Below are 23,416 nucleotides of genomic sequence, written 5' to 3'. Positions count from 1 at the left end.
CCCTCCAGCGGGTTTCGCGCATATGGGCCGCCGGAACTCAGCGGACCGCTTCGAACAGCCCGGTGGCGCCCATGCCGCCGCCCACGCACATGGTGACGATGCCGTAGCGCTTGCCGCGACGCTGCAGCTCACGCACCAGGTGGCCGACCTGGCGCGAGCCGGTCATGCCGAAGGGGTGGCCGATGGAGATGGAGCCGCCGTTGACGTTGTACTTCTCGTTGTCGATGCCCAGGCGATCACGGGCGTAGACGCACTGGGAGGCGAAGGCCTCGTTCAGTTCCCACAGGTCGATGTCGTCGATGCTCAGGCCACGGGCCTTGAGCAGCTTGGGCACCGAGAACACCGGGCCGATGCCCATTTCGTCCGGCTCGCAGCCGGCCACGGTGAAGCCACGGAAGAAGGCACGGGGCTTGAGGCCCAGCTCGATGGCCTTGTCCAGGCTCATCAGCAGGGTCATGGAGGCGCCGTCGGAGAGCTGGGAGGAGTTGCCGGCGGTGACGCTGCCGTCTTCGGAGAACACCGGCTTGAGGCTGTTCAGGCCCTCCAGGGTGGTGTCGGCGCGGTTGCAGTCGTCGCGGTCGACCACACCGTCGAGAACCTGCTTCTCGCCGGTGGCCTTGTCCTCCACCGCGTACTTGACGTTCATCGGCACGATCTCGTCGGCGAACAGGCCGTCGGCCTGGGCGCGGGCAGTGCGCTGCTGGCTCTGCAGGGCGTAGAGGTCCTGGACCTCACGGCTGACGTTGTAGCGGCGCGCGACGATCTCGGCGGTCTGGCCCATGGGGTAGTAGATGCCGGGGTGTTCCAGCTTCAGGCGCGGGTTGACGAAGTTGTCCTGGTTGATGCTTTTCAGCGTCAGGGTGATGGACTCCACGCCGCCGGCCACCATCACGTCGCTGCAGCCGGAGGCGATCTGGTTGGCAGCGATGGCGATGGCCTGCAGGCCGGAGGAGCAGTAGCGGTTCAGGGTCATGCCGGCGACGCCGATGCCCAGACCGGACAGCACGGCCACGTTACGACCGATGTTGTGGCCCTGGGCGCCTTCGTTGGAGCCGGCCCCGACCACGCAGTCGTCCACCAGCGCCGGGTCCAGGTCGTTGCGTGCCAGCAGCGCGTTCACGCAGTGGGCGGCCATTTCGTCGGGCCGGGTCATGTTGAACTTGCCGCGGAAGGACTTGGCCAGGCCGGTCCGGACGCTGTCGACTATCACCACTTCACGCATGAGGCACCTCTTTCTTGTCGGTTGGAGGACGGGTGTCCATTGACGATGGGGCGAGGATAGATGCCGACTATCCTCGCCCGCGACGATCATTCACCCGGCGTATGCGCGCCCATGGTTCAGGACTTGCGGAAGGCGGCCTCCAGGGCGTCATTGATGGTGCGCAGCACCTTCACCCGGGCGTAGCGCTTGTCGTTGGCCTCCACCAGGGTCCAGGGCGCGATCTCGGTGCTGGTGCGGTCCACCATGTCGCCCACCGCGCTGACGTACTGGTCCCACTTGTCGCGGTTGCGCCAGTCTTCCTCGGTGATCTTGTAGCGCTTGAACGAGGTCTGCTCGCGCTCCTTGAAGCGCTTCATCTGCTCGTCCTTGTCGATGGACAGCCAGAACTTCACCACCACGATGCCGTGGTCGTGCAATTGCTCCTCGAAGTCGTTGATCTCGCTGTAGGCCCGCAGCCAGTCGGCCTGGCTGCAGAACCCCTCGACCCGCTCCACCAGCACCCGGCCGTACCAAGAGCGGTCGAAGATGGTGAACTGCCGGCGCGGCGGCACGTGCCGCCAGAAACGCCACAGGTAGGGCTGCGCGCGCTCCTCCTCGGTGGGGGCGGCAATGGGCACGGTGCGGTACTGGCGCGGGTCGAGGGCGCCGGTGACGCGGCGGATCGCCCCGCCCTTGCCGGCAGCGTCGTTGCCCTCGAAAACCGCCATCAGCGCATGGCTGCGGAAGCGCTTGTCCCACATCAGCTTGGCCAGGCGCGCCTGCTCGGCGGCCAGTTGTTCGCGGTATTCGTCCTTGTCCAGGGACAGGCCGAGGTCGAGGGCATCCAGCAGGCTGCGGTTGTCCAGGCTGGAGGTCAGCGGTGCGGCATGGGGCTGCGGTTGCTGGCGGTCCTTGCGCTTGAGCGCCGCCTGCAGGCCCTCCAGCAGGATGCGGCCGACGCTGAGGCTGCGGTAATGCTCGTCGATGCCCTCGATCACGTACCAGGGCGCATAGTCGCGGCTGGTACGGCGCAACATGCGCTCGCCGAAGCGCACGAAGCGGTCGTAGGTCTCGCTCTGCTTCCAGTCCAGCGGGTTGAGCTGCCAGCTGCGCTGGGGGTCGCTTTCCAGGGTTTTGAGGCGCTGCTTGAGCTGCTTCTTGGAAAGGTGGAACCAGAACTTGAAGATCAGCGCGCCCTCGTCGCAGAGCATCCGCTCGAAGCGCTCGGCGCCGTCGATGGCCTGGTCGAAGCGGGCGTCCTTGATGTCGCCCTCCACCCGGGCGTGGAGCATCTGGCTGTACCAGTTGCCGAAGAAGATGCCGATCTGCCCCTTGGGCGGCAGCTTGCGCCAGAAACGCCACTGCGGCGGCCGCGCCAGCTCCTCGTCGGTGGGGGTGAGGAAGCTCTCGACATGGATCAGGCGCGGGTCCATCCACTCGTTGAGCAGCTTGACCGTCTCGCCCTTGCCGGCCCCCTCGATGCCGTTGATCAGGATGACCACCGGGAAGCGTGCCTGCTGCTTCAGCTCGAACTGCGCCTCCAGCAGCGCCTCGCGAAGCTCCAGCACACCTTTCTCGTAGGTGTCCTTGTCGATGGAATGGCCGATTTCCGCAGATTCGAACATGCGTCTCTCCCTGGTTGATCGGGAAAAAATAGCGGAGCCGGCGTGAGTGCGTACAGAACGACGTCAATAAAAAAGGGATGCCTCGGCATCCCTTTCCAGTGACATGGGCCGTCAGGCCGTGGCGGGCGTTCCCGCCGAACGACGTACCAGCCGCAGGGCTGCGATCACCACGGCGAACACACCGATGCTGGCGCTGTACAACACCATGGCCGGCAGGGCCACCAGCATGCCCAGCACACCCAGGCGCCAGCCGGCGCGGCCGGGCAGGAAGAAAGCCACCAGCGCCAGGCCCAGGGCACCCAGGGCGATCACCCGGTGGTGGATCAACAGGCCCAGGCCGGCACGCAGCTGGCATTCCCAGCGCTGGGCGTCTTCCACGCAGAGCCCGACCCACTGGGCATCCTCCATCAGCGCATAGCGCAACCCGTAGCTGCCGGCCAACCAGAGGGCGAACAGCACCAGCAGGGCAATGAGGGGGAAACGGCGGGACATGGTTCTCTCCGGTGGATGAAAAGCGGCGCCAAGGATAAACCGCCGCAAGCCTTATGCAAGGTGCTTCGCACAATTGTGACGAGGGGCGAGGCGCCGGGTTCCGCCTTGCCGTGCAGCCACTACACTGCGCCCCATGAACCTGTCCCGCTTCGTCTACCTCTGCGCGGCGCTGGCCCTGGCCTGGATGCTCTACACCATGGCCCGCCCCACCCCGCACGCACCGCCGGCCAACAGCGCCTCCGGGGAGCTGCGCGTGGGCAAGGACCGCATCACCCCGCTGCAGCCCTTCCAGCTGGAGGCGCGCATCCTCGGCCGCGAGGACTACCGCTTCGACGCCGGCGCCCGCCTCTCCCCCACCGACCTGGCCCTGGGCTGGGGGCCGATGGCCGATCCGGCGGTGCTGGCGCAGATCCGCATCACCCAGGGCAACCGCTGGTACCACTGGTCCACCGAGCGCTTCCCCATTCCCCGGCGGGAGATCGAGACCCACAGCGCCAACATGCACATGATCCCGGCCACAGCGCAGGTGGCCCGGGACCTGGCGGACGTGGCGCCCGGCCAGCGCATCCGCATCAGCGGGCAACTGGTGAGGGTGGACGGCGACGACGGCTTCACCTGGGTCAGCTCGCTGACCCGCGAGGACACCGGCAACGGTGCCTGCGAACTGGTCTGGCTGGAGCGCATCGAGCGCCTGGACTGAGCCGCCCACGGCTTTGTTCTTGCCAGCCTGGCCGGGGGCAGGCAGATTGCCACTCACTGCGGCACTTTGCTGCGGTTGCGCTTGTCATAGCCTGCGTACTTCACTCGGCCCTCACGCTCCAGCCACGAGAACGACCCACATGGCCCTGACCCGCCGTATCGCCGCCCTGCTTGGCGGCCTGCTTTTCTGTGCCCCGCTGTGGGCGGCCGACATCGACGCGGCCAGCTACGGCTATCCGCTGACCAACCCATTCGAGGCGACCATCGCCACCACGCCGCCCGAACTGCGTCCCGAGCTGCCGGACGACGAGGACATCGACCAGGCCGACTACTCGCTGAAGCTGCGCCCCGAGCGGGAGTTCCAGCTGCCGGACAACTTCTGGCCGGTGCGCACCCTGGGCTACCGCCTGGCCAAGCAGGACCACGCGGCGCCGCTGGTGTTCATCATCGCCGGCACCGGTGCGCACTACTCCAGCACCCTCGCCGAGTACCTGAAGAAGCTGTTCTACGGCGCCGGCTTCCATGTAGTGCAGCTGTCCTCGCCGAGCAGCTACGACTTCATGGCCGCCGCCTCGCGCTTCGCCACCCCCGGCCTGTCCACCGAGGACGCCGACGACCTGTACCGGGTGATGCAGGCCGTGCGCGCACAGCACCCGCGCCTGCCGGTCACCGACTTCTACCTCACCGGCTACAGCCTGGGCGCCCTGGAGGCAGCCTTCGTCAGCCACCTGGACGAGACCCGGCGCAGCTTCAACTTCAAGCGCGTGCTGCTGCTCAACCCGCCGGTGAACCTCTACACCTCCATCAGCAACCTGGACCGCCTGGTGCAGACGCGGGTGAAGGGCATCGACACCAACACCAACTTCTATGAGGTGGTGCTGGGCAAGCTGACCCGCTACTTCCAGCAGCGCGGCTACGTCGACATCAACGACGCGATGCTCTACGACTTCCAGCAGTCCAAGCAGAAGCTCTCCAACGAACAGATGGCGATGCTGATCGGCACCTCGTTCCGTTTCTCCGCCTCGGATATCGCCTTCACATCGGACCTGATCAACCGTCGCGGGCTGATCACCCCGGTGAAGATGCCCATCACCGAAGGCACCAACCTGACGCCCTACTTCAAGGGCGCACTGCTGTGTGACTTCGACTGTTACATCACCGAGCAACTGATCCCCTTCTGGCGCGCGCGCTTCGACGGCGGCAGCCTCACCCAATTGATCGACCAGGTGAGCCTCTACGCCCTGGAGGACTACCTCAAAAGCAGCAGCAAGATCGCGGTGATGCACAACGCCGACGACGTGATCCTCGGCACCGGTGACCTGGGCTTCCTGCGCCGTACCTTCGGCGACCGCCTGACCGTCTACCCCCATGGCGGGCACTGCGGCAACCTCAACTACCGCGTCAACAGCGACGCCATGCTGGAGTTCTTCCGTGGCTAAGTACGCACTCCTGCCCGCCCTGCTGCTGGCCAGCCTGCCGGCATTCGCCGACACCCCAGCCAAACCCGTTGCCGACCCGGACGGCTTCACCCAGCCACTGCGCCAGCTGACGTTCAACCCCGGCCTGGACCAGCGCGAGTTCGAGCGCTCGACCTTCGACGCCCTGGAGGTCTACGACCCGCTGGAGTCCTGGAACCGCCGCGTCTACCACTTCAACTACCGCTTCGATCAGTGGGTGTTCCTGCCCGTGGTGCGTGGCTACACCTACGTCACGCCGCGCTTCGTGCGCAGCGGCGTGAGCAACTTCTTCAGCAACCTCGGCGACGTGCCCAACCTGGTCAACAGCCTGCTGCAGTTCAAGGGCCAGCGCTCCATGGAGGTCACCGGGCGCCTGCTGCTCAACACCACCATCGGCGTGGTTGGCCTGTGGGACCCGGCCACCCTGATGGGCCTGCCCAAGCAGAGTGAGGACTTCGGCCAGACTCTGGGCTTCTACGGCGTCGGCGCCGGCCCCTACCTGATGCTGCCGCTGCTGGGGCCGTCGAACCTGCGCGACACCACCGGCCTGGTGGTAGATTTCGCCGCAGAGAACCAGATCAACTTCCTCAACGTGGCGGAGGTGAGCAGCGACCACCCGGAAATCACCGCGCTGCGCATCGTCGACAAGCGCTACACCACCAGCTTCCGCTACGGCCAGCTCAACTCGCCGTTCGAGTACGAGAAGATCCGCTACGTCTACACCGAGTCGCGCAAGCTGCAGATCGCCGAGTGATGCGCCCTCCCCACCCGGGAACCGGGTGGGGGGCTCATCGGCCACTCATCCAGCACCTCGATTGAAATCACGCAAAATCACGCACCATTCATTCAATTCCCTGGATTAGGATCGCCCGGTCCGTCATCCAGGGAGGCTCCCATGAGCACCTATCGCCAGCTTCTTGAGCAACGCCCCGGCCAGCCCGCTTCCGACGGCGCCGGGGTCAACCTGATCCGCGTCTTCGCCGAGCAGGGCATCCCGCGCTTCGACCCCTTCCTGATGTTCGACGAGTTCGGCTCGGCCAACCCGGACGACTACGTCGCCGGCTTCCCCGCCCACCCGCACCGGGGCTTCGAGACCATCACCTACATGCTCGAAGGGCGCATGCGCCACGAAGACCACCTGGGCAACGTCGGCCTGCTGGAGAACGGCGGCGTGCAGTGGATGACGGCCGCGCGCGGCATCATCCACAGCGAGATGCCGGAGCAGCAGGAGGGCGTCATGCGCGGCTTCCAGATCTGGCTCAACCTGCCGGCCAGGGACAAGCTCGGCGACCCCGGCTACCGCGACTTCGCCCCGGCCGAGATTCCACACCTGCGCACGGCCGGTGGGGTCGAGGCACGGGTGATCGCCGGTCGCTTCGACGATGGCCAGGTGCAACAGGACGGTGCGGTGCAGCGCCCGCACACCGAACCCCACCTCTTCGACCTCCACCTGCCCGCCGGCAGCCGGGTAGCGCCGCACCTGGCCGACGGCCTGCGGGTGCTGCTGTACGTGTACGAAGGCGCGCTGCATGTGAACGGCAACCCGGTCGGCAAGGGGCGCCTGGCGCGTCTTTCGGAACAGGGTGCAGTCGAGCTGGCGAGCAGCGAGGGCGCGAAGGTGCTGCTGCTGGCGGGCCGCCCGCTGGGCGAGCCCATCGTGCAGTACGGGCCCTTCGTGATGAACAGCCGGGAGGAGATCGAACAGGCGCTGCGCGACTACCGCGACGGCCGCCTGGCCGGCTAGGCCGGTTCGGGCAGCGTGGCGTCCTCGACCAGGCCAAGGAACGCCTGCAGCTCCAGCTTCTGCGCCATCGCGTCCTGGTAGCCCAGCTCGATCAGCTCGTTGCAGTAGCCAGCCTCGAACAGCAGGTAGCTGATCACCCCGGCACCACTGGCCTTGGTGGCGCCCGGTCCGCGCAGGAAGGTGCGGATGGCACGGGGCAGCTCGCGCCGATGGCGCGCGGCGATTTCATCCAGCGGCCGGCTGGGCGACACCACCAGCACCTCCACCGGCTTCATCCCCAGGCTGCGCCGGTGAGCCTCGTCGGGGATCAGCCGGCTGAGCTGGTTGATCCGTTCCAGCAGCTCGATGTCGCTTTCCAGGTTGTCGATGAAGGTGCTGTTGAGCATGTGCCCGCCGATCTGCGCGAGGCTCGGCGGGTTGCCGGTGCCGAGGCGGGCCATGCCGTTGTCACGGGCGTCCTCCCTGGGGTTGCCGCTCACCCCCACCACCAGCACCCGGCTGGCGCCCAGGTGCAGCGCCGGGCTGATGGGCGCCGACTGGCGCACCGCGCCATCGCCGTAGTACTCGCGGTGCAGCCTGACCGGCGGGAAGATCAGCGGGATCGCGGCGCTGGCCATCAGGTGCTCGACGCTCAGCCGGGTCGGCACACCGCCACGGCGGTGGCGGAACCAGGGATCGATGGTGGCGCGGCCTTGATAGAAGGTCACGGCCTGGCCGGTCTCGTAGCCGAAGGCGGTCACCGCCACGGCACGCAGCTGGCGCATGCGGATGGCGGCGGCGATGCCGGAGAAATCCAGCTCGCGCTCCAGCAGGGTGCGCAGCGGCGCGTTGTCCAGCAGCGCCACCGGCGAGTGGCGGTTCATGCCCAGCAGGCTGTGGCCGAGGAAGCGCAGGCTCTGGCGCATCACCCCGGGCCAGTCGCTGCGGTACACCTGGTGCGTCTCGAAGCCCTGCCAGACGGCGGTCAGGCGACGGATCGCCTCGCTGAAGTGCAGGGCGCCGCAGGCCAGGCCCACGGCATTGATGGCACCGGCGGAGGTGCCGACGATCACCGGGAAGGGGTTGCACGCCGAATCCGGCAGCAGGTCGGCGATGGCGGCCAGCACCCCCACCTGGTAGGCCGCCCGGGCGCCACCCCCGGAAAGGATCAGGCCTGTGACGGGTGTGGCGGCGGGGGTCGAAGTCATGGCGGCGTCCGCTGTTTTTCTCGCAAGTGTAGGCCAGCGCTAATAGAGCTTGGGCTCGCCCTCGGGCCGGCTCTTGAAGCGCCGGTGCGCCCACAGGTACTGCTCGGGCAGGCGGCTGACCTCCTGCTCGATCCACTGGTTGATGCGGATGCAGTCCGCCTCTTCGCTCTCGCCGGGAAAGTCCGCCAGCGGCGGGTGCACCACCAGGCGGTAACCCGAGCCATCGGCCAGCCGCTCCTGAGTGAAGGGCAGCACCCTGGCACGGCCCAGGCGGGCGAACTTGGTGGTGGCGGTCACGGTGGCGGCGGTGATGCCGAACAGCGGCACGAACAGGCTCTGCTTGGCACCGTAGTCCTGGTCCGGCGCGTACCAGATGGCACGGCCGGCACGCAGCACCTTGAGCATGGCGCGCACGTCCTCGCGCTCGATGGCGGTGGCGTCCAGGTTGTGGCGCTCGCGGCCCCGGCGCTGGATGTAGTCGAACAACGGGTTCTTGTGCTCGCGGTACATGCCGTCGATGGTGTGCACCTGGCCGAGCAGCGCCGCGCCGATCTCCAGGGTGGTGAAGTGCAGGGCCATGAGGATCACGCCCTGCCCTTCGGCCTGGGCCTGCTGCAGGTGCTCCAGGCCTTCGATGTGGGCCAGGCGACGCAGGCGCGCGGCCGGCCACCACCAGCTCATGGCCATCTCGAAGAAGGCGATGCCGGTGGAGGCGAAGTTCTCCCGCAGCAAGCGCTCACGGGCCTCCGCCGTCATGGCCGGGAAGCACAGCTCGAGGTTGCGCCGGACGATGCGCCGACGCGAGCCGGCCAGCCGCCCCATCCAGCCCCCGAGCACGCGCCCGAGGCGCACCAGCACCGGGTAAGGCAGTTGGGTGAGCAGCCAGAGCAGCCCCAGGCCCAGCCACAGCGGCCAGAAACGCGGGTGCAGGAAGGCGGCACGGAAACGGGGACGTTCCATCAGGATTCCGAAGCAGATCGACAAGGGCCGGCATTCTACAGAATTGCCCGCCGCTCGGCCTCCCCGGCACGGAATCCGGGTTGCGACGGCGGGTCGATATCGCTATAAGTCCTGCCCACCGAACCCCGCAGAACGACCATGAGCCAAGCTGACCTCCTCGACCAAGATCCCGTGTTCCAACTCAAGGGCAGCATGCTCGCCATCACCGTGATGGAGCTGGCGCACAACGACCTCGAACGGCTGGATCGCCAGCTCGCGGACAAGGTCGCCCAGGCCCCCAACTTCTTCCAGAACACGCCCCTGGTCATGGCCCTGGACAAGCTGCCCGAGGGCGAAGGCGAGCTGGACCTGCCGGCGCTGATGGAAATCTGCCGTCGCCACGGCCTGCGCACCCTGGCCATCCGTGCCAGCCGCGAGCAGGACGTCGCGGCCGCCAATGCCCTGGACCTGCCGGTGCTGCCGCCCTCCGGCGCCCGCGAGCGCCCCATCGACCCGGTTGAGCCCGGCGCCGTGAAGAAGGAAGAGAAAGCCCCCGAGAAGCCGCCGGAGCCGGTGGTCCGCCCCACCAAGCTGGTGACCACGCCGGTGCGCGGCGGCCAGCAGGTCTACGCCCCCGGTGGAGACCTGGTGGTGCTCGCCCCGGTGAGCCCGGGTGCGGAACTTCTGGCCGATGGCAACATCCATGTGTACGGCCCGATGCGAGGCCGCGCCCTGGCCGGCATCAAGGGCAATACCCAGGCGCGGATCTTCTGCCAGCAACTGGCCGCCGAACTGGTTTCGGTGGCTGGCCAGTACAAGGTCGCGGAGGACCTGCGCCGCGATCCGTCATGGGGCCATTCCGTGCAGGTCAGCCTGTCGGGGGATGTGTTGAACATCACCCGCCTTTAACGGATACTGCCGCGATTTTAAGGGACCTGAACGGGCGCCAGGACGGCCGATCCCGGGCCTGCAGGCTACCCGCCATTTCTATCTTCTTTGGGGTGAATCACCTTGGCCAAGATCCTCGTTGTCACGTCCGGCAAGGGTGGCGTCGGCAAAACCACCACCAGCGCCGCCATCGGCACCGGCCTCGCACTGCGCGGCCACAAAACCGTCATCGTCGACTTCGACGTCGGCCTGCGTAACCTGGACCTGATCATGGGTTGCGAGCGCCGCGTGGTGTACGACTTCGTCAACGTCATCAACGGCGAAGCCTCCCTCACCCAGGCCCTGATCAAGGACAAGCGCCTCGACAACCTCTACGTCCTGGCCGCCAGCCAGACCCGTGACAAGGACGCCCTGACCATCGAAGGCGTCGGCAAGGTCATCGAAGAGCTGGCACAGAGCTTCGAATACGTGGTCTGCGACTCCCCCGCCGGCATCGAGAAGGGCGCCCACCTGGCCATGTACTACGCCGACGAGGCCATCGTGGTGACCAACCCCGAAGTCTCCTCGGTGCGCGACTCCGATCGCATGCTCGGCCTGCTGGCCAGCAAGTCCCGCCGCGCCGAGAAGGGCGAGGAGCCGATCAAGGAGCGCCTGCTGCTCACCCGTTACGACCCTGAACGCGTCACCAAGGGCGAAATGCTGGGCGTGGAGGACGTCGAGGAAATCCTCGCCATCCGCCTGCTGGGCGTCATCCCGGAATCCCAGGCGGTGCTCAAGGCATCCAACCAGGGCATTCCGGTCATCCTCGACGATCAGAGCGACGCCGGTCAGGCGTACAGCGATGCCGTCGACCGCCTGCTCGGAAAGGAACTGCCTCACCGCTTCCTCGATGTGCAGAAGAAAGGATTCCTGCAACGCCTTTTTGGAGGCCGTGAATGAACATTCTTGACTTCTTTCGCGAGCGGAAGAAGCAGAGCAGCGCTTCGATCGCTAAAGAACGACTTCAGATCATCGTGGCCCACGAGCGTGGCCAACGCAGTCAGCCGGACTACCTGCCGGCCCTGCAGAAGGAGCTCGTGGAGGTGATCCGCAAATACGTCAACATCGACCAGGACCAGGTCCAGGTCATGCTGGAGGACCAGGGCAACTGCTCCATCCTCGAGCTGAACATCACCCTCCCCGATCGTTGATCGGCGGGTGAGCAAGGACGGCGGCCTCGGCCGCCGTCGTCATTTCCGGTACCCCAGATGCCCCTCTCGCAGATCCAGATACTCCACCAGGACCCGGCCTTCCTGGTCATCAACAAACCGACGCTGCTGCTGTCCGTCCCCGGCCGTGCCGAGGACAACAAGGACTGCCTGATCACCCGCCTGCAGCAGAACGGCTACCCGGAGGCGCTGATCGTGCACCGGCTGGACTGGGAGACCTCGGGCATCATCCTGCTGGCCCGTGACCCGGACAGCCACCGCGAGCTGTCCCGCCAGTTCCATGACCGCGAGACCGAGAAGGCCTACACCGCCCTGTGCTGGGGCCAGCCGGAGCAGGACAGCGGGCGCATCGAACTGCCCCTGCGCTACGACCCGCCGACCAAGCCACGCCACGTGGTGGACCACGAGCAGGGCCGCCACGCCCTGACCTTCTGGCGCGTGCTGGAACGCTGCGACAACCACTGCCGGGTCGAACTGACCCCGGTGACCGGCCGCTCCCACCAGTTGCGCGTGCACATGCTCGCCATCGGCCATCCGTTGCTGGGGGACCGCCTGTACGCCCACGACGAAGCCCTGGCCGCCCACGAACGCCTGTGCCTGCACGCCAGCATGCTCGCCTTCACCCACCCGGTGAGCGGCGAGCGCCTGCGCTTCGAGTGCCCCGCACCGTTCTGAGCAATGGCCGACCGCCTCTACTACGACCGCACCCAGGGGGCACCGCCCTGGCCCGAACTGCTCAAGGCCCTGGAACTCCTCGGCCGCACCGATGGCCTGGCCATCGACCTGGGCTGCGGCGCCGGGCGCGACAGCCTGGAGCTGCTGCGCCGGGGCTGGCAGGTGCTGGCGGTGGACAGGGCCGCCGAAGCCCTGGAGCGCCTCCAGGCCCAGCTCGACCCCGCCTGGGCGCCTCGCCTGCAAACCCGTTGCGAACCCTTCGAACACACCGAGCTGCCCGCCGCCCACCTGGTGAACAGCGCCTTCGCCCTGCCCTTCTGCGCCCCGACGCAGTTCCCCGGCCTGTGGCACCGCATCGAGCGGGCACTGGCCGGCGGCGGGCTGTTCTGCGGCAACCTGCTGGGCGAGCGCGACGACTGGGCCAGCCCCGAGGTCTGCACCTTCACCCGCACGCAACTGGACGCCCTGCTGGCCGGCTGGGAGGTGCTGCACCTGGAGGAAATCGACCGCGACGGCACCACTGCCCGAGGCCGCACCAAGCACTGGCACCTGTACGGCCTGATCGCACGGCGCCCGTGACTATCGCCCCGCTGGCCAAAATTCATCGCCCTTCGCCTGCTAAACCCCGAGCCTGATGGGATAAACTCCGGCCCACTGCCGCCTGGAGTGTTTTATGCGCGAAGAGTTGAACCAGGGCCTGATCGATTTCCTCAAGGCCTCGCCTACCCCTTTCCATGCCACCCGCAGCCTGGCCAAGCGCCTGGAAGCCGCCGGCTACGTGCATCTGGATGAGCGCGAAGCCTGGCGTGCCGAAGCCGGTGGTCGCTACTACGTGACCCGCAACGACTCCTCGCTGATCGCCGTACGCCTCGGCAAGCGCGCGCCCCTCGAAGGCGGCCTGCGCCTGGTCGGCGCCCATACCGACAGCCCGTGCCTGCGCATCAAGCCCAACCCCGAGCTGCACCGCCAGGGCTTCTGGCAACTGGGCGTGGAAGTCTACGGCGGCGCCCTGCTGGCGCCCTGGTTCGACCGCGACCTGTCCATCGCCGGCCGCGTCACCTACCGCTCCGCCGGGCGCGTGGAAAGCCAGCTGGTGGACTTCCAGGCCCCCATCGCCGTCATCCCCAACCTGGCCATCCACCTCAACCGCGAGGCCAACCAGGGCTGGGCGATCAACCCGCAAACCGAGCTGCCGCCGATCCTGGCCCAGTTGGCCACCGGCGAGACCCGCGAATTCCGTGACCTGCTGGCCGAACAGCTGACCCTGGAACACGGCGTCACCGCCGATGCCGTGCTCGACTACGAGCTGAGCTTCTACGACACCCAGGACGCCGCCGTGATCGGCCTGGGCGGTGACTTCATCGCCGGCGCCCGCCTGGACAACCTGCTCTCCTGCTACGCCGGCTTGCAGGCCCTGCTGGCCGCCGAGGGCGACGAAAGCTGCGTGCTGGTCTGCACCGACCACGAGGAAGTGGGCTCCTGCTCCGCCTGCGGCGCCGACGGCCCCTTCCTGGAGCAGGTGCTGCGCCGCCTGCTGCCCGAAGGCGACACCTTCGCCCGGGTGATCCAGCGCTCGCTGCTGGTCTCCGCCGACAACGCCCACGGCGTGCACCCCAACTACGCCGACAAGCACGACGGCAACCACGGGCCCAAGCTCAACGCCGGCCCGGTGATCAAGATCAACAGCAACCAGCGCTACGCCACCAACAGCGAGACCGCCGGGTTCTTCCGCCACCTGTGCCTGGAGAACGAAGTGCCGGTGCAGAGCTTCGTCACCCGCAGCGACATGGGTTGCGGCTCCACCATCGGCCCCATCACCGCCAGCCAGCTGGGCGTGCGCACCGTGGACATCGGCCTGCCCACCTTCGCCATGCACTCCATCCGCGAACTGGCCGGCAGCCATGACCTGGCGCACCTGGTGAAGGTGCTGTCCGCGTTCTACTCCAGCCACGATCTGCCCTGAAGGGAGTCACCATGCTGAGCCACATCCGCAACAGCCTGGAGGAAGCCAGGCGCGCCCTGGACGCCTTCATCGACAACGAGGCGACCCTGCGCAACATCGAACGGGCCGCCGACCTGCTGGTCGCCAGCTTCGAGAACAAGGGCAAGGCGTTCTCCTGCGGCAACGGTGGCTCGATGTGCGACGCCATGCACTTCGCCGAGGAGCTGACCGGGCGCTACCGCAAGAACCGCCCGGGGATCGCCGCCATCTCCATCAGCGACGCCAGCCACATCAGCTGCGTCGCCAATGACTTCGGCTACGACCACATCTTCTCCCGCTACATCGAGTCCCACGGCCGCGAAGGCGACGTGCTGCTGGCCTTCAGCACCAGCGGCCGCAGCCCGAACGTGATCAAGGCCGCCGAAGCCGCCAAGGCGCTGGGCGTGAAGGTCATCGCCCTGACCGGCAAGCCCGGCTCGCAACTGGAAGCCCTGGCGGACGTGTGCGTCTGCGCGCCGGGCGGCGACTTCGCCGACCGCGTGCAGGAGCTGCACATCAAGGTGGTGCACATCCTCATCGAGCTGGTCGAACGCAAGCTGGCTCCGCAGAATTACGCCTGACCCTCTCGCACCGCTGTGGCATGGCCACAGCGGCGCATCCCTCCCTACTCCGGCTGATCGAGGCTCGCCAGCAGGGCCGGCAGCACCTCGCCCGCCGAGCCGTGCAGGCACAGGTCAGCATGGGCGCTGAGGGGCGTCGGCTGAGGGTTGATCTCCACCAGGTAGGCACCCTGGTGCCGGGCCAGGTAGGGCAGCTCCGCCGCCGGGTAGACCAGGCTGGAGGTGCCGATGCTGAGGAACAGGTCGGCCGCCTCGCTGGCCTGCACCGCCTTGGCCAGCACGGGCGCCGGCAGGTTCTCGCCGAACCACACCACCGAGGGGCGCAACAGCCCGCCGCACGCGCAACGCGGCACCGGCCCCGCCTCCTCAGGCCATTCGCCGCCCTTGGCTCCGCAGCGGAAGCAGTGCAGCTGGTGGATGTTGCCGTGCAATTCCAGCAACCCCGTGCTGCCGGTCCGTGCATGCAGGCCATCGACGTTCTGGGTGATCAGCTCGGTTCCCGGCAGGCGCTGCTGCAGGGCGGCGATGGCCCGGTGCGCGGGGTTGGGCTGCGCCTCCAGGCAGCGCTGTCGGCGCCAGGCGTACCAGTCCCAGACCAGTTGCGGGTCCGCCCGGAACCCGTCGGGGCTGGCCAGTTGCTCGGGGTTGTAGCGTGCCCAGAGGCCGGTCTGAGCCTCACGGAAGGTGGGGATCCCGCTTTCCGCAGACACCCCGGCCCCGGTGAAGATCACCAGGCGCTGGCTGCGGGCAAGGCGTTGGGTCAGTTCGGCGGGGATCGGCGGCATTCCGGGCACCTCGGTCAAAAGCGCCATTGTGCCCGCTTCGGTCAGGCCGAAAAACGGCGTCAGTGACGCGGCGAGAACCCCGGCGGCTTGGTGGCCAGCCAATCGACGAAGGTGCGCAGGTCCGCGTGGGCCATCAGCGCTTCGCGGGTGTTGTAGGTGAGCGCCAGCTCCTTCTCGGTGAACAGCCGGTGGATCTGGTTGTGGCAGGGCCGGCAGACCCAGAGGGTCGCGGTGATGCGCTCGCTGCGGTCGAAGCGCTTGCGCACGTAGGGCTTGTCGTGGAGCGCCTTGGGAATGAGGTGGTGGCGGGTCAGCAGCGTGGCGCGCCCGCAGAGCTCACAGGCCTCGGGCTGGGGTGGCAGGCGGATGACGTCGGCCATGGCTCAGCGCTTGCGGCACAGGGTCAGGCCATCACCCAGGGGCAGCAGGCTGACCTCCACCCGCGGATCCGTCTTCAAGGCACGGTTGAGCGCCTGGATGCCACGGGTGTCGTCACTGTCGGGCTCGGCCTGCAGCACACGGCCGCTCCACAGCACGTTGTCGAACAACACCAGCCCGCCGCGACGCACCAGGCGCAAGGCATGCTCCAGGTAGCGCGGGTAGTTGGCCTTGTCGGCATCGATGAAGGCCAGGTCGAACGCCCTACCCCCTTCCCGCTCAAGCGCCTCCAGGCAGGCCAGGGCTTCGCCTGTGCGCAGCTGGATGCGCGCCTCGACGCCGGCCTCGTGCCAGTAGCGCCGGGCAATGGCGTGGTAATCCCCCGCCCGGTCCAGGCAGACCACCCGGCCGTCCTCGGGCAGCGCCTCAGCCATCACCAGGGCGCTGTAGCCGGTGTAGGTGCCGACCTCGAGAATGCGCCGCGCGCCCATGAGGCGCACCAGCAATGCCATGAACTGGCCCTGCTCCGGGGCGATCTGCCAGTTGGCCGTCGGCAGGGCAGCCGTTTCGGCACGCAGGCGCTCCAGCAGGGGCGACTCGCGCAGGCTGACATCGAGGAGGTAGCGGTGGAGGGCGTCGTCGAGGGCCAGGGTTCGGTTGGTCATGGCGGGACCGCAGGTAAGCCGTCAGGGAGTGCGGGCCAGCCTCGGCTCCGCCAGCACGCGCTTGGCATTCAGGTAGCTCTTCTGCCAGTAGCGGTTGGACAGGCTGTCCAGACGCACCGTTCCACCGCTCGACGGCGCGTGGACGAAGCGCCCTTCGCCGACATAGATGCCGGCATGGCTGACCTGGCCGCCGCCATTGGTGGCGAAGAACACCAGGTCACCGCTCTGCAGCGCATCCTGCCCCACGTAGGGCGCCCGCATGGCGATCAGCTCGCGGGTCGAGCGCGGCAGCTGGATGCCAGCGGCGTCGCGGTACACGTAGCCGATCAGGCCGCTGCAATCGAACCCGCTGTCGGGGGTGTTGCCGCCGTAGCGGTAGGGCGTGCCCACCAGGCCCAGCGCGCGGAACAGCACGTCCTCGGCCTCGGGCGAACTCTGGGCATTGCTGAAGACGGGCGGGGTGTAGACGGGCTCGGGAGTCGGGGCGTGGCCGGAGCAGGCAGCGAGGGTGGCAGCCAGGGCGATGAGGGAAAAACGGAGGAAGGCGCGCATGGCAAGTCAGTCCCGACTTGAGGTTTGCACGCTAATGTGCTGATCCAGTTCGAATAATGCAAGCAAAAAGCCATCTTTCAGCGCGGCCCCAGCGACGACCGGCAACGGATGCCACAAACGAAACGGCCCGGACAATGTCCGGGCCGTCAGGTGAGCAGATCGATCAGCGGTGCAGCGGGTGGGTCGGCTGCGGGGAAGCCTGGGCGAGTACGCGTTTGGCTTCCATGTAGCTGGCGCTCCAGTAGCGGTCATCCAGGCTGTCTACCCGCACACCACCGCTGCGGTGGCTGGAGGAGTGGATGAACTGGTCGTCGCCGATGTAGATGCCGGCATGGCTGACGCGACCACGGCCACGGTTGTTGAAGAAGACGATGTCACCGGGCTTCAGCTCATTGCGGGAAACCAGCGGGGCGTCGAGGTTGATCATTTCGCGCGTGGAGCGCGGCAGCTGGATGCCCGCCTCTTCCTTGAACAGGAAGCCGACGAAACCGCTGCAATCGAAACCGGTCTTCTCGGAACGGCCACCGAAGCGGTAGGGCGTGCCGATCAGTTCGAAGCCACGTTCCAGGAGGCCATCAGCCAGCGACGGCAGCTCGTAGGGCTTGTCGTCGGTGAAATCAGCCAGTTCCTGGGCGGTCGGTTCTTCGACCTGGGGTTCCTGGATGGCGACCGATTGCGGCTTGGGCGAAACACCGGCGCAGGCGGTCAACAAAATAGCGAATGCGAGGGGCACGAGGGGTGCGAAGCGCTTGAGCATGGGCACGACCGTGTCGATTTTTTGAATGAAGGCGCGACTATGCCCTCTATCGATCTGATTTGCAAATTTAATCGATCGAAATGTGACTCAGGAGTTCTTCCAGAACATCTAAGGCGCGACCCTTGAGATGAACATCGACGACGGGGGAGAGATCGGTGACGGCGGGGTTGATCTCCGCCGTGAAGCCGCCCTGCTGGCGCGTGCGCAGGACGGGCTCGGAAATGTACGGGAAGCCAGCCGTGGTGCCCACTGCAAGCACCGCATCGAAGCCCTGGCGCAGTTGCGCGTAGAGGGTGTCGATGGCGTGTTCCGGCAACATTTCGCCGAACAGCACGACAGGGGGGCGGAGGATACCACCGCACCCGTCGCAACGGGGAGGCAATTCCCGTTCCAGGTACTGCGACACGTGGTCGCTCTCCCGGCCGCAGGACTGGCAGAACAGCGGCGCCATCTCCCCGTGGATCTCGATCAGCCGCTCCGCCGGCGAGCCCGCCTGGCGGTGATAGCCGTCGATGTTCTGGGTCAGCACCCAGCACTGGGGCTTGAGCGCCTGCAAGCGGGCGATGGCTCGGTGCCCTCCATTGGGGCGGGCAGCCAGGCAGGCGCGCCCCAGCAGGGCGAGGTACTTCCAGCACAACGCCGGGTCGCGCTGCAGCATCGGCCCGGAGATGGCCTCCTCGATCGGGATGCCCTCCTCCGTCACGCCGTTGTAGAGCCCGCCCAGCCCGCGGTAGGTCGGCAGGCCGGAGTCCGCCGAAAGGCCCGCCCCCGTGATCACCAGGATGCGCTCGGCCCGCGACAGGGCCTCGGCGACGCGGCGGATTCGGCTGCTCAGGTCCATCGGCTGCACTCCCTGGCCTTGCGGCCTCGATCAATGGTTGACGGTATGCGCCAGCATCACCGAGAGCTGGCACAGCGGTCGGCCGCTTTCCTCGTGCCAGCGGTTGAACGCCGCCTGCACCAGGGCCAGGTCTTTCTGGCTGGTGGGCGCCTTGTCGATCACGCCCTGGGCCTTCAACGCCGCCACCATGTCGTCGGTGGGGATGAAGGTGTCCTTGCCGGCCATCCGCAGGAAGCGCGGCGCCGACAGCCCGCCCAACTGGTTGCCGTGCTTGGCCAGGTACTTCCACAGGCCGACCACATCGGTCACCGGCCAGTCGGCGATCAGCGCCCCGAAGCAGCCCTTCTCCCGCACCACGTCCAGCACGAACTGGGCGTTGCGCGGCACGCTCTTGAGCTTGCCCAGGTGGCGGATCAGCCGGGTGTCCTGCATCAGCCGCTCCAGGTGCTCGGCGCTCATCAGCACCACCTTCTGCGGGTCGAAGCCGAAGAACACCTCCTCGAAGGCCGGCCACTTGGCATCCACCAGGCTGTGCTTGAGCCCGGCACGGAACACCCGCAGCGCCAGCAGCGACAGGTAGCGGTCATCGGGGATCGAGCGCAGCTCCCCCTCGGAGCGGGGCTGCGGCAGGCGCGCCTCCAGCGCCTCGGCAGAGCCGAAGCGGTTCAGGCAGTACTCACGCAGCCAGCGATAGTCACGCATGCAGGCGCTCCGTCAGAGGTTCACCAGGTCGAGGGTACGGGGCGTGGCGGTCTCGTCGATGCGCAGGTTGACGAAGTCGAACAGGTTGCGGTCCGCCAGCTGCGACGGCACCACGTTCTGCAGGGCGCGGAACATGATCTCGGTACGCCCCGGCGACTTGCGCTCCCACTCGTTGAGCATCTCCTTCACCACCTGGCGCTGCAGGTTCTCCTGGGAGCCGCACAGGTTGCACGGGATGATCGGGAACTCCTTCAGCCGCGAGTAGGCCTCGATGTCCGCCTCGTTGCAGTACGCCAGCGGGCGGATCACCACGTTGCGCCCGTCGTCGGCCAGCAGCTTCGGCGGCATCGCCTTCAGGGTGCCGCCGTAGAACATGTTGAGGAAGAAGGTCTCCAGGATGTCGTCGCGGTGGTGCCCCAGCGCCATCTTGGTCGCCCCGATCTCGTCGGCGTACGTATAAAGAGTGCCCCGGCGCAGGCGCGAGCACAGCGAGCAGGTGGTCTTGCCCTCCGGGATCTTCTCCTTCACCACCGAGTAGGTGTCCTTCTCGATGATGTGGTACGGCACGCCGATGGATTCCAGGTACTGCGGCAGCACGTGCTCGGGGAAGCCCGGCTGCTTCTGGTCCATGTTCACGGCGACGATCTCGAACTTGATCGGCGCGACCTTCTGCAGGTACAGCAGCACGTCCAGCATGGTGTAGCTGTCCTTGCCGCCGGACAGGCAGACCATCACCTTGTCGCCGTCCTCGATCATGTTGAAGTCGGCGATGGCCTCGCCGGCCTGGCGACGGATGCGTTTCTGCAGCTTGTTCTGGTTGACCGAAAGGGTGCCCATGGTGCTCTGGAGTCCGGGTGCGATGCGAAAAGCTGGCCATTTTACGCACAAAGCACGCGCCGCCCCAGCCCCTCCAGAGCCCGGGCGACCACCTGCGGCCCGCGTCGCATTCCCCTTGCAGCACAACCTGCTAGGCTCGCCCGATGAATCACGACCTCGACCCCACCCAGGACCTCGCCGACCAGGTGCTCGACCTGCTGCGCGCCGCCCCCGACGGCCTCGGCGAGTTCGAGCTGATCAAGCGCCTCAAGGCCGGTCACAGCACCCACATCCCCCAGCTCGGCCTGAACGACCACCTGGTGCTGTTCCGCACCCACTTCCTGCTGTTCAACGCCCTCTATCGTCTGCGCGACCGCCTGCTGGCCGAGCGCAGCGGCTGGCTGGCCATCGGCGCCCTGCACATCCAGCTGCTGCCCTACCAGGCCGGCGAGGCCGCCCTGGAGGAACCCGACCCGCTGCGCGCCTACTACCTGGACATGAACCAGCTGCGCGACACCACCGAGCGCGACGTCGACCGCCTGCTGGCCAGCTTCTGGACGCGCATGCAGGGCGGCGAAGAGAAGCGTGCCGCCCTGGAGCTGTTCGAGCTGGACACCGAGGCCCCGCTGGACCTCGCCGTGATCCGCCGCCGCTACCGCCAACTGGTCAGCCTGCACCACCCCGACCGGGGCGGCAGCACCAGCCGCCTGCAGTCGATCAACAAGGCGATGGAAATATTGCAACGCTATTACCACTGAGGATTAAGCGCGATTTGCTCTAAAGCCCCGAGCTGCGTGGCCTCCAGCCTGCCCTATACTGCGACACAAGGTCGCAGGCCCAGCCCACCGGCAGGCCCGCACCCCGCGCCCCGAACAGGGGGCGGTCTCATAAAAAGAGAGGAGGTGTTCAGCATGATCCATCACGTCTGGGGGCTCTTCACCCATCCCGATCAGGAATGGCAGGACATTCGTGGCGAAGAAGAAAGCATCAGCCACATGTACCTCACCCACATCCTGATCCTCGCTGCCATACCCGCGATCTCCGCCTACATCGGCACCACCCAGGTCGGCTGGGTGATCGGCAAGGGCGACCCCGTGCTACTCACACCATCCAGCGCCCTGCAGATGACGGTGCTGTCCTACCTGGCCATGCTCGCCGGCGTCGCCGTCATGGGCGCCTTCATCCACTGGATGGCGCGCACCTACGACGCCTCGCCGAGCCTGACCGAGTGCATCGTGTTCGCCGCCTACACCGCCACCCCGCTGTTCATCGGTGGCCTGGCCGCGCTCTACCCGCACTTGTGGCTGGGCATGGTCATCGGCACCGCCGCCATCTGCTACACGGTGTACCTGCTCTACGTGGGCATACCGACCTTCATGAACATCCCGCAGGACGAAGGCTTCCTCTTCTCCAGCTCCGTGCTGGCGGTGGGCCTGGTGGTGCTGGTGGCCATGATCGCCACCTCCGTCATCCTCTGGGGCATGGGCGTCGGCCCCGTCTACATCCGCTGACCGTCTTGCCGTGAACCGGGCCACCCCACGGGGTGGCCCTTTGCTGTGCGCCATACCATTCGCCGGAAACGTTGAAACCTCCCCCGCCGCCGTCCTCCAACCCTTCGAGACCGGGCCCGTGCCCGACCACCGGAATAGAAGGAGACGGACATGGCCCCGCACCTGCTCACCCTCTTCACCCGCCCCGAACAAGCCTGGCAGGACATCCGCGCCCAGGAGACCCGCAACCCGCTGCACTACCTCGGGCACCTGCTGCTGCTCGCCCTCATCCCTGCCATCAGCCTCTACATCGGCACCACCGTGGTCGGCTGGAGCCTGGCCGAGGACGAAGTGGTGCGCCTCGACACCGCCAGCGCCCTGGAGCTGTGCGCCGGCCTGTACCTGGCCGCCGTGCTCGGCACCCTGCTGATGGGCGCCTTTGTGCGCTGGATGGCGCGAGCCTTCGAAACCCGCCCCGGCTTCAACGAATGCGTCGGCTTCGTCGCCTACACCGCCACCCCGCTGTTCATCGCCGGGCTCGCCGCGCTCTACCCCACCCGCTGGCTGGCCGTGCTGGTCCTGGGCCTGGCCGGCGCCTACGCCAGCGTCCTGCTCTACCTGGGCACCCCGGTGTTCATGCGCCTGAACCGTGAGCAGGCCTTCCTCTACGCCTCCTCGATCTGGGGCGTCGGGCTGCTGGTGCTGGTGAACGTGCTGGTAACGGTGATCCTCCACTGGCTCCTCTACCTGACCCCGGAATACCGCTGACCCGGTCGCACCACTCGGCAGGAGAACGCAGCGGGCGTCCACCGCTTTGGGCATAATCGCCGCACTCTGGAGTGCCCCTTATGCCCGAGCAGTTACACGCCCGCGTCGAAGCCTGCTACCAGCAGGCAGAAGCCTTCTTCCAACGCCCGTTCACCCGCCCCGAGGTCAGCTTCAAGCTGCGCGGCCAGAAGGCCGGCGTCGCCCACCTGACCGAAAACCGCCTGCGCTTCAACCTGCAGCTGTACCGGGAGAACCGCGAGGACTTCCTGCGCCAGACCGTCGCCCACGAAGTCGCCCACCTGGTCGCCCATCAACTGTTCGGCCCGCGCATCCAGCCCCACGGCGAGGAATGGCAGCTGATCATGCGCGGCGTCTACGAACTGCCGCCCAACCGCTGCCACAGCTACGAAGTGCAGCGCCGCACGGTGAACCGCTTCATCTACCTGTGTGCCTGCCCCGACGGCGAATTCCCCTTCTCGCCCCAGCGCCACGCCCTGGTCGGCCGAGGGCGCCGCTACTTCTGCCGGCGCTGCCGGGCCACCCTGCGCTTCAGCGGGGAGCAGCGACAGGAATAGGCCGTTCCTGCCCTCAATACGGCAGCGCCCCGTCATCCGGCACCAGCCCCGACAACCCCTCTACCTGCGCCCGGGTGTTGGCCCGGTGCTGCAGCTTGTTGCGCGCGGCCTCGGGCAGGTCGGTGAAGCGCATCACCCCACGGTCCACCAGCACGTTCACCAGGTCCTCGATGACCCGCACCAGCTCCAGGTCCGAATGCTGCAGCGACAACAGGTGCTCGTGCAGCGAGCGGCTCGCCAGCCAGCTGCGCACCTCCGGGTCGGCTTCCGGCACCCGGTGGGTCATCCCCGGGAAGGCCTCATGCTCCACCCGCAGCACCCGGCCCCGCTCGTCTCGTTGTACGTAGACCATCGACTTCACCCTCTGTAGCCCAGGAAGGAACAGCCACCGCCCCGCGCGCGGCCCATCC

At 67.3% G+C, this 23,416-nt stretch carries 29 protein-coding genes; 15 read left to right on the top strand and 14 right to left on the bottom strand.

Annotated elements, in window-relative coordinates; all coding sequences use genetic code 11:
• Nucleotides 1-37 precede the first annotated feature (37 nt).
• The 3 genes from FBY21_RS27945 to FBY21_RS27935 form a co-directional block, all read right to left on the bottom strand.
• Nucleotides 38-1,222 carry a thiolase family protein gene (locus FBY21_RS27945; protein ID WP_142015629.1) on the bottom strand — a complete coding sequence of 395 codons (1,185 nt, stop codon included), beginning with the start codon at nt 1,220-1,222 and terminating at the stop codon, nt 38-40.
• Between the two features lie 116 nt (nt 1,223-1,338).
• A complete protein-coding gene (pap, locus tag FBY21_RS27940) occupies nt 1,339-2,826 on the bottom strand; it encodes a polyphosphate:AMP phosphotransferase (protein WP_142015626.1) in 1,488 nt (495 codons plus the stop codon).
• A gap of 111 nt (nt 2,827-2,937) precedes the next feature.
• Nucleotides 2,938-3,318 carry a hypothetical protein gene (locus FBY21_RS27935; RefSeq protein ID WP_107328568.1) on the bottom strand — a complete coding sequence of 127 codons (381 nt, stop codon included), beginning with the start codon at nt 3,316-3,318 and terminating at the stop codon, nt 2,938-2,940.
• 133 nt (nt 3,319-3,451) lie between these two features.
• Here FBY21_RS27935 and FBY21_RS27930 point away from each other — a divergent pair, with 133 nt between their 5' ends.
• The 4 genes from FBY21_RS27930 to FBY21_RS27915 all read left to right on the top strand — a co-directional run bounded on the left by FBY21_RS27930 (nt 3,452) and on the right by FBY21_RS27915 (nt 7,218).
• Complete coding sequence (locus tag FBY21_RS27930) at nt 3,452-4,018, top strand: hypothetical protein (RefSeq protein WP_052807652.1); 567 nt, start codon at nt 3,452-3,454, stop codon at nt 4,016-4,018.
• A gap of 139 nt (nt 4,019-4,157) precedes the next feature.
• A complete protein-coding gene (locus tag FBY21_RS27925; protein ID WP_142015623.1) occupies nt 4,158-5,456 on the top strand; it encodes a serine/threonine protein kinase in 1,299 nt (432 codons plus the stop codon).
• On the top strand, nt 5,449-6,228 hold the full coding sequence (locus tag FBY21_RS27920; protein ID WP_142015620.1) for a VacJ family lipoprotein: 780 nt from the start codon (nt 5,449-5,451) through the stop codon (nt 6,226-6,228). The genes FBY21_RS27925 and FBY21_RS27920 overlap by 8 nt, the downstream gene beginning before the upstream one ends.
• A gap of 141 nt (nt 6,229-6,369) precedes the next feature.
• Nucleotides 6,370-7,218 (top strand): pirin family protein, encoded by an 849-nt coding sequence (locus FBY21_RS27915; protein WP_142015616.1) that lies wholly within the window; start codon nt 6,370-6,372, stop codon nt 7,216-7,218.
• Here FBY21_RS27915 and FBY21_RS27910 read toward each other — a convergent pair.
• On the bottom strand, nt 7,215-8,405 hold the full coding sequence (locus FBY21_RS27910) for a patatin-like phospholipase family protein (RefSeq protein ID WP_142015613.1): 1,191 nt from the start codon (nt 8,403-8,405) through the stop codon (nt 7,215-7,217). The two genes, FBY21_RS27915 and FBY21_RS27910, sit on opposite strands and share 4 nt — an antisense overlap.
• Before the next feature lie 39 nt (nt 8,406-8,444).
• Nucleotides 8,445-9,365: a lipid A biosynthesis lauroyl acyltransferase gene (locus FBY21_RS27905; RefSeq protein WP_142015610.1), complete on the bottom strand. Its 921-nt coding sequence runs from the start codon at nt 9,363-9,365 to the stop codon at nt 8,445-8,447.
• A 138-nt stretch (nt 9,366-9,503) separates the two neighbouring features.
• Here FBY21_RS27905 and minC point away from each other — a divergent pair, with 138 nt between their 5' ends.
• The 7 genes from minC to lpcA all read left to right on the top strand — a co-directional run bounded on the left by minC (nt 9,504) and on the right by lpcA (nt 14,677).
• Complete coding sequence (minC, locus tag FBY21_RS27900; protein WP_044412535.1) at nt 9,504-10,253, top strand: septum site-determining protein MinC; 750 nt, start codon at nt 9,504-9,506, stop codon at nt 10,251-10,253.
• Nucleotides 10,254-10,355: 102 nt separating this feature from the next.
• Entirely contained in the window at nt 10,356-11,171 is an 816-nt protein-coding gene (minD, locus tag FBY21_RS27895; protein WP_044412538.1) for a septum site-determining protein MinD, read from the top strand.
• A complete protein-coding gene (gene minE, locus FBY21_RS27890) occupies nt 11,168-11,422 on the top strand; it encodes a cell division topological specificity factor MinE (RefSeq protein WP_044412541.1) in 255 nt (84 codons plus the stop codon). Before minD ends, minE begins: the two co-directional genes overlap by 4 nt.
• 57 nt (nt 11,423-11,479) lie before the next feature.
• A complete protein-coding gene (locus FBY21_RS27885; protein ID WP_142015607.1) occupies nt 11,480-12,115 on the top strand; it encodes an RluA family pseudouridine synthase in 636 nt (211 codons plus the stop codon).
• Nucleotides 12,116-12,118: 3 nt separating this feature from the next.
• Nucleotides 12,119-12,694: a class I SAM-dependent methyltransferase gene (locus FBY21_RS27880; protein ID WP_142015604.1), complete on the top strand. Its 576-nt coding sequence runs from the start codon at nt 12,119-12,121 to the stop codon at nt 12,692-12,694.
• Between the two features lie 94 nt (nt 12,695-12,788).
• On the top strand, nt 12,789-14,078 hold the full coding sequence (locus FBY21_RS27875) for a M18 family aminopeptidase (protein WP_069559737.1): 1,290 nt from the start codon (nt 12,789-12,791) through the stop codon (nt 14,076-14,078).
• An 11-nt stretch (nt 14,079-14,089) separates the two neighbouring features.
• Nucleotides 14,090-14,677 (top strand): D-sedoheptulose 7-phosphate isomerase, encoded by a 588-nt coding sequence (gene lpcA / locus FBY21_RS27870; RefSeq protein WP_044412550.1) that lies wholly within the window; start codon nt 14,090-14,092, stop codon nt 14,675-14,677.
• 44 nt (nt 14,678-14,721) lie between these two features.
• Here the strand turns inward: lpcA and FBY21_RS27865 are convergent, their stop codons facing one another.
• The 8 genes from FBY21_RS27865 to ttcA form a co-directional block, all read right to left on the bottom strand.
• Complete coding sequence (locus FBY21_RS27865; protein WP_142015601.1) at nt 14,722-15,462, bottom strand: SIR2 family NAD-dependent protein deacylase; 741 nt, start codon at nt 15,460-15,462, stop codon at nt 14,722-14,724.
• A 59-nt stretch (nt 15,463-15,521) separates the two neighbouring features.
• Entirely contained in the window at nt 15,522-15,842 is a 321-nt protein-coding gene (locus tag FBY21_RS27860) for a hypothetical protein (RefSeq protein ID WP_044412554.1), read from the bottom strand.
• Between the two features lie 3 nt (nt 15,843-15,845).
• Entirely contained in the window at nt 15,846-16,505 is a 660-nt protein-coding gene (locus tag FBY21_RS27855) for an O-methyltransferase (protein ID WP_142015596.1), read from the bottom strand.
• A 21-nt stretch (nt 16,506-16,526) separates the two neighbouring features.
• On the bottom strand, nt 16,527-17,057 hold the full coding sequence (locus FBY21_RS27850; protein WP_142015593.1) for a C40 family peptidase: 531 nt from the start codon (nt 17,055-17,057) through the stop codon (nt 16,527-16,529).
• A gap of 163 nt (nt 17,058-17,220) precedes the next feature.
• Complete coding sequence (locus tag FBY21_RS27845; RefSeq protein ID WP_142015589.1) at nt 17,221-17,814, bottom strand: C40 family peptidase; 594 nt, start codon at nt 17,812-17,814, stop codon at nt 17,221-17,223.
• Between the two features lie 67 nt (nt 17,815-17,881).
• Nucleotides 17,882-18,655, bottom strand: a complete 774-nt coding sequence (locus FBY21_RS27840; protein ID WP_044412566.1) for an NAD-dependent deacylase — start codon at nt 18,653-18,655, stop codon at nt 17,882-17,884.
• A 30-nt stretch (nt 18,656-18,685) separates the two neighbouring features.
• A complete protein-coding gene (locus tag FBY21_RS27835) occupies nt 18,686-19,357 on the bottom strand; it encodes a DNA-3-methyladenine glycosylase I (protein WP_142015584.1) in 672 nt (223 codons plus the stop codon).
• A 12-nt stretch (nt 19,358-19,369) separates the two neighbouring features.
• Nucleotides 19,370-20,194 (bottom strand): tRNA 2-thiocytidine(32) synthetase TtcA, encoded by an 825-nt coding sequence (gene ttcA / locus FBY21_RS27830; RefSeq protein ID WP_044412573.1) that lies wholly within the window; start codon nt 20,192-20,194, stop codon nt 19,370-19,372.
• A 143-nt stretch (nt 20,195-20,337) separates the two neighbouring features.
• Between ttcA and FBY21_RS27825 the strand changes: the two genes are divergently transcribed.
• From FBY21_RS27825 to FBY21_RS27810, 4 genes are all read left to right on the top strand, one after another.
• Complete coding sequence (locus FBY21_RS27825; RefSeq protein WP_142015580.1) at nt 20,338-20,931, top strand: DNA-J related domain-containing protein; 594 nt, start codon at nt 20,338-20,340, stop codon at nt 20,929-20,931.
• A gap of 153 nt (nt 20,932-21,084) precedes the next feature.
• On the top strand, nt 21,085-21,684 hold the full coding sequence (locus FBY21_RS27820) for a Yip1 family protein (RefSeq protein WP_044412634.1): 600 nt from the start codon (nt 21,085-21,087) through the stop codon (nt 21,682-21,684).
• Nucleotides 21,685-21,834: 150 nt separating this feature from the next.
• Nucleotides 21,835-22,431, top strand: a complete 597-nt coding sequence (locus FBY21_RS27815; RefSeq protein ID WP_142015576.1) for a Yip1 family protein — start codon at nt 21,835-21,837, stop codon at nt 22,429-22,431.
• A gap of 80 nt (nt 22,432-22,511) precedes the next feature.
• Nucleotides 22,512-23,006 carry a SprT family zinc-dependent metalloprotease gene (locus FBY21_RS27810; RefSeq protein ID WP_074973557.1) on the top strand — a complete coding sequence of 165 codons (495 nt, stop codon included), beginning with the start codon at nt 22,512-22,514 and terminating at the stop codon, nt 23,004-23,006.
• Nucleotides 23,007-23,019: 13 nt separating this feature from the next.
• Here FBY21_RS27810 and FBY21_RS27805 read toward each other — a convergent pair whose 3' ends face one another.
• Nucleotides 23,020-23,358, bottom strand: coding sequence for a hypothetical protein (locus tag FBY21_RS27805; protein WP_044412584.1), 339 nt, complete (start codon nt 23,356-23,358; stop codon nt 23,020-23,022).
• Nucleotides 23,359-23,416 lie beyond the last annotated feature (58 nt).

The organism is Pseudomonas sp. SLBN-26, from assembly GCF_006715895.1.
GTDB lineage: Bacteria > Pseudomonadota > Gammaproteobacteria > Pseudomonadales > Pseudomonadaceae > Metapseudomonas > Metapseudomonas otitidis.
The sequence above is the reverse complement of the archived record's forward strand: the minus strand, read 5'-3'. Positions and strand labels throughout refer to the sequence as shown.

Bases quoted from the DNA above. Each gene is read 5' to 3' on its own strand.
- FBY21_RS27945 (WP_142015629.1), bottom strand. From the start codon at position 1,222: ATGCGTGAAGTGGTGATAGTCGACAGCGTCCGGACCGGCCTGGCCAAG.
- pap (WP_142015626.1), bottom strand. From the start codon at position 2,826: ATGTTCGAATCTGCGGAAATCGGCCATTCCATCGACAAGGACACCTAC.
- FBY21_RS27935 (WP_107328568.1), bottom strand. From the start codon at position 3,318: ATGTCCCGCCGTTTCCCCCTCATTGCCCTGCTGGTGCTGTTCGCCCTC.
- FBY21_RS27930 (WP_052807652.1), top strand. From the start codon at position 3,452: ATGAACCTGTCCCGCTTCGTCTACCTCTGCGCGGCGCTGGCCCTGGCC.
- FBY21_RS27925 (WP_142015623.1), top strand. From the start codon at position 4,158: ATGGCCCTGACCCGCCGTATCGCCGCCCTGCTTGGCGGCCTGCTTTTC.
- FBY21_RS27915 (WP_142015616.1), top strand. From the start codon at position 6,370: ATGAGCACCTATCGCCAGCTTCTTGAGCAACGCCCCGGCCAGCCCGCT.
- FBY21_RS27910 (WP_142015613.1), bottom strand. From the start codon at position 8,405: ATGACTTCGACCCCCGCCGCCACACCCGTCACAGGCCTGATCCTTTCC.
- FBY21_RS27905 (WP_142015610.1), bottom strand. From the start codon at position 9,365: ATGGAACGTCCCCGTTTCCGTGCCGCCTTCCTGCACCCGCGTTTCTGG.
- minC (WP_044412535.1), top strand. From the start codon at position 9,504: ATGAGCCAAGCTGACCTCCTCGACCAAGATCCCGTGTTCCAACTCAAG.
- minE (WP_044412541.1), top strand. From the start codon at position 11,168: ATGAACATTCTTGACTTCTTTCGCGAGCGGAAGAAGCAGAGCAGCGCT.
- FBY21_RS27885 (WP_142015607.1), top strand. From the start codon at position 11,480: ATGCCCCTCTCGCAGATCCAGATACTCCACCAGGACCCGGCCTTCCTG.
- FBY21_RS27880 (WP_142015604.1), top strand. From the start codon at position 12,119: ATGGCCGACCGCCTCTACTACGACCGCACCCAGGGGGCACCGCCCTGG.
- FBY21_RS27875 (WP_069559737.1), top strand. From the start codon at position 12,789: ATGCGCGAAGAGTTGAACCAGGGCCTGATCGATTTCCTCAAGGCCTCG.
- lpcA (WP_044412550.1), top strand. From the start codon at position 14,090: ATGCTGAGCCACATCCGCAACAGCCTGGAGGAAGCCAGGCGCGCCCTG.
- FBY21_RS27865 (WP_142015601.1), bottom strand. From the start codon at position 15,462: ATGCCGCCGATCCCCGCCGAACTGACCCAACGCCTTGCCCGCAGCCAG.
- FBY21_RS27860 (WP_044412554.1), bottom strand. From the start codon at position 15,842: ATGGCCGACGTCATCCGCCTGCCACCCCAGCCCGAGGCCTGTGAGCTC.
- FBY21_RS27855 (WP_142015596.1), bottom strand. From the start codon at position 16,505: ATGACCAACCGAACCCTGGCCCTCGACGACGCCCTCCACCGCTACCTC.
- FBY21_RS27850 (WP_142015593.1), bottom strand. From the start codon at position 17,057: ATGCGCGCCTTCCTCCGTTTTTCCCTCATCGCCCTGGCTGCCACCCTC.
- FBY21_RS27845 (WP_142015589.1), bottom strand. From the start codon at position 17,814: ATGCTCAAGCGCTTCGCACCCCTCGTGCCCCTCGCATTCGCTATTTTG.
- FBY21_RS27840 (WP_044412566.1), bottom strand. From the start codon at position 18,655: ATGGACCTGAGCAGCCGAATCCGCCGCGTCGCCGAGGCCCTGTCGCGG.
- FBY21_RS27835 (WP_142015584.1), bottom strand. From the start codon at position 19,357: ATGCGTGACTATCGCTGGCTGCGTGAGTACTGCCTGAACCGCTTCGGC.
- ttcA (WP_044412573.1), bottom strand. From the start codon at position 20,194: ATGGGCACCCTTTCGGTCAACCAGAACAAGCTGCAGAAACGCATCCGT.
- FBY21_RS27825 (WP_142015580.1), top strand. From the start codon at position 20,338: ATGAATCACGACCTCGACCCCACCCAGGACCTCGCCGACCAGGTGCTC.
- FBY21_RS27820 (WP_044412634.1), top strand. From the start codon at position 21,085: ATGATCCATCACGTCTGGGGGCTCTTCACCCATCCCGATCAGGAATGG.
- FBY21_RS27815 (WP_142015576.1), top strand. From the start codon at position 21,835: ATGGCCCCGCACCTGCTCACCCTCTTCACCCGCCCCGAACAAGCCTGG.
- FBY21_RS27810 (WP_074973557.1), top strand. From the start codon at position 22,512: ATGCCCGAGCAGTTACACGCCCGCGTCGAAGCCTGCTACCAGCAGGCA.
- FBY21_RS27805 (WP_044412584.1), bottom strand. From the start codon at position 23,358: ATGGTCTACGTACAACGAGACGAGCGGGGCCGGGTGCTGCGGGTGGAG.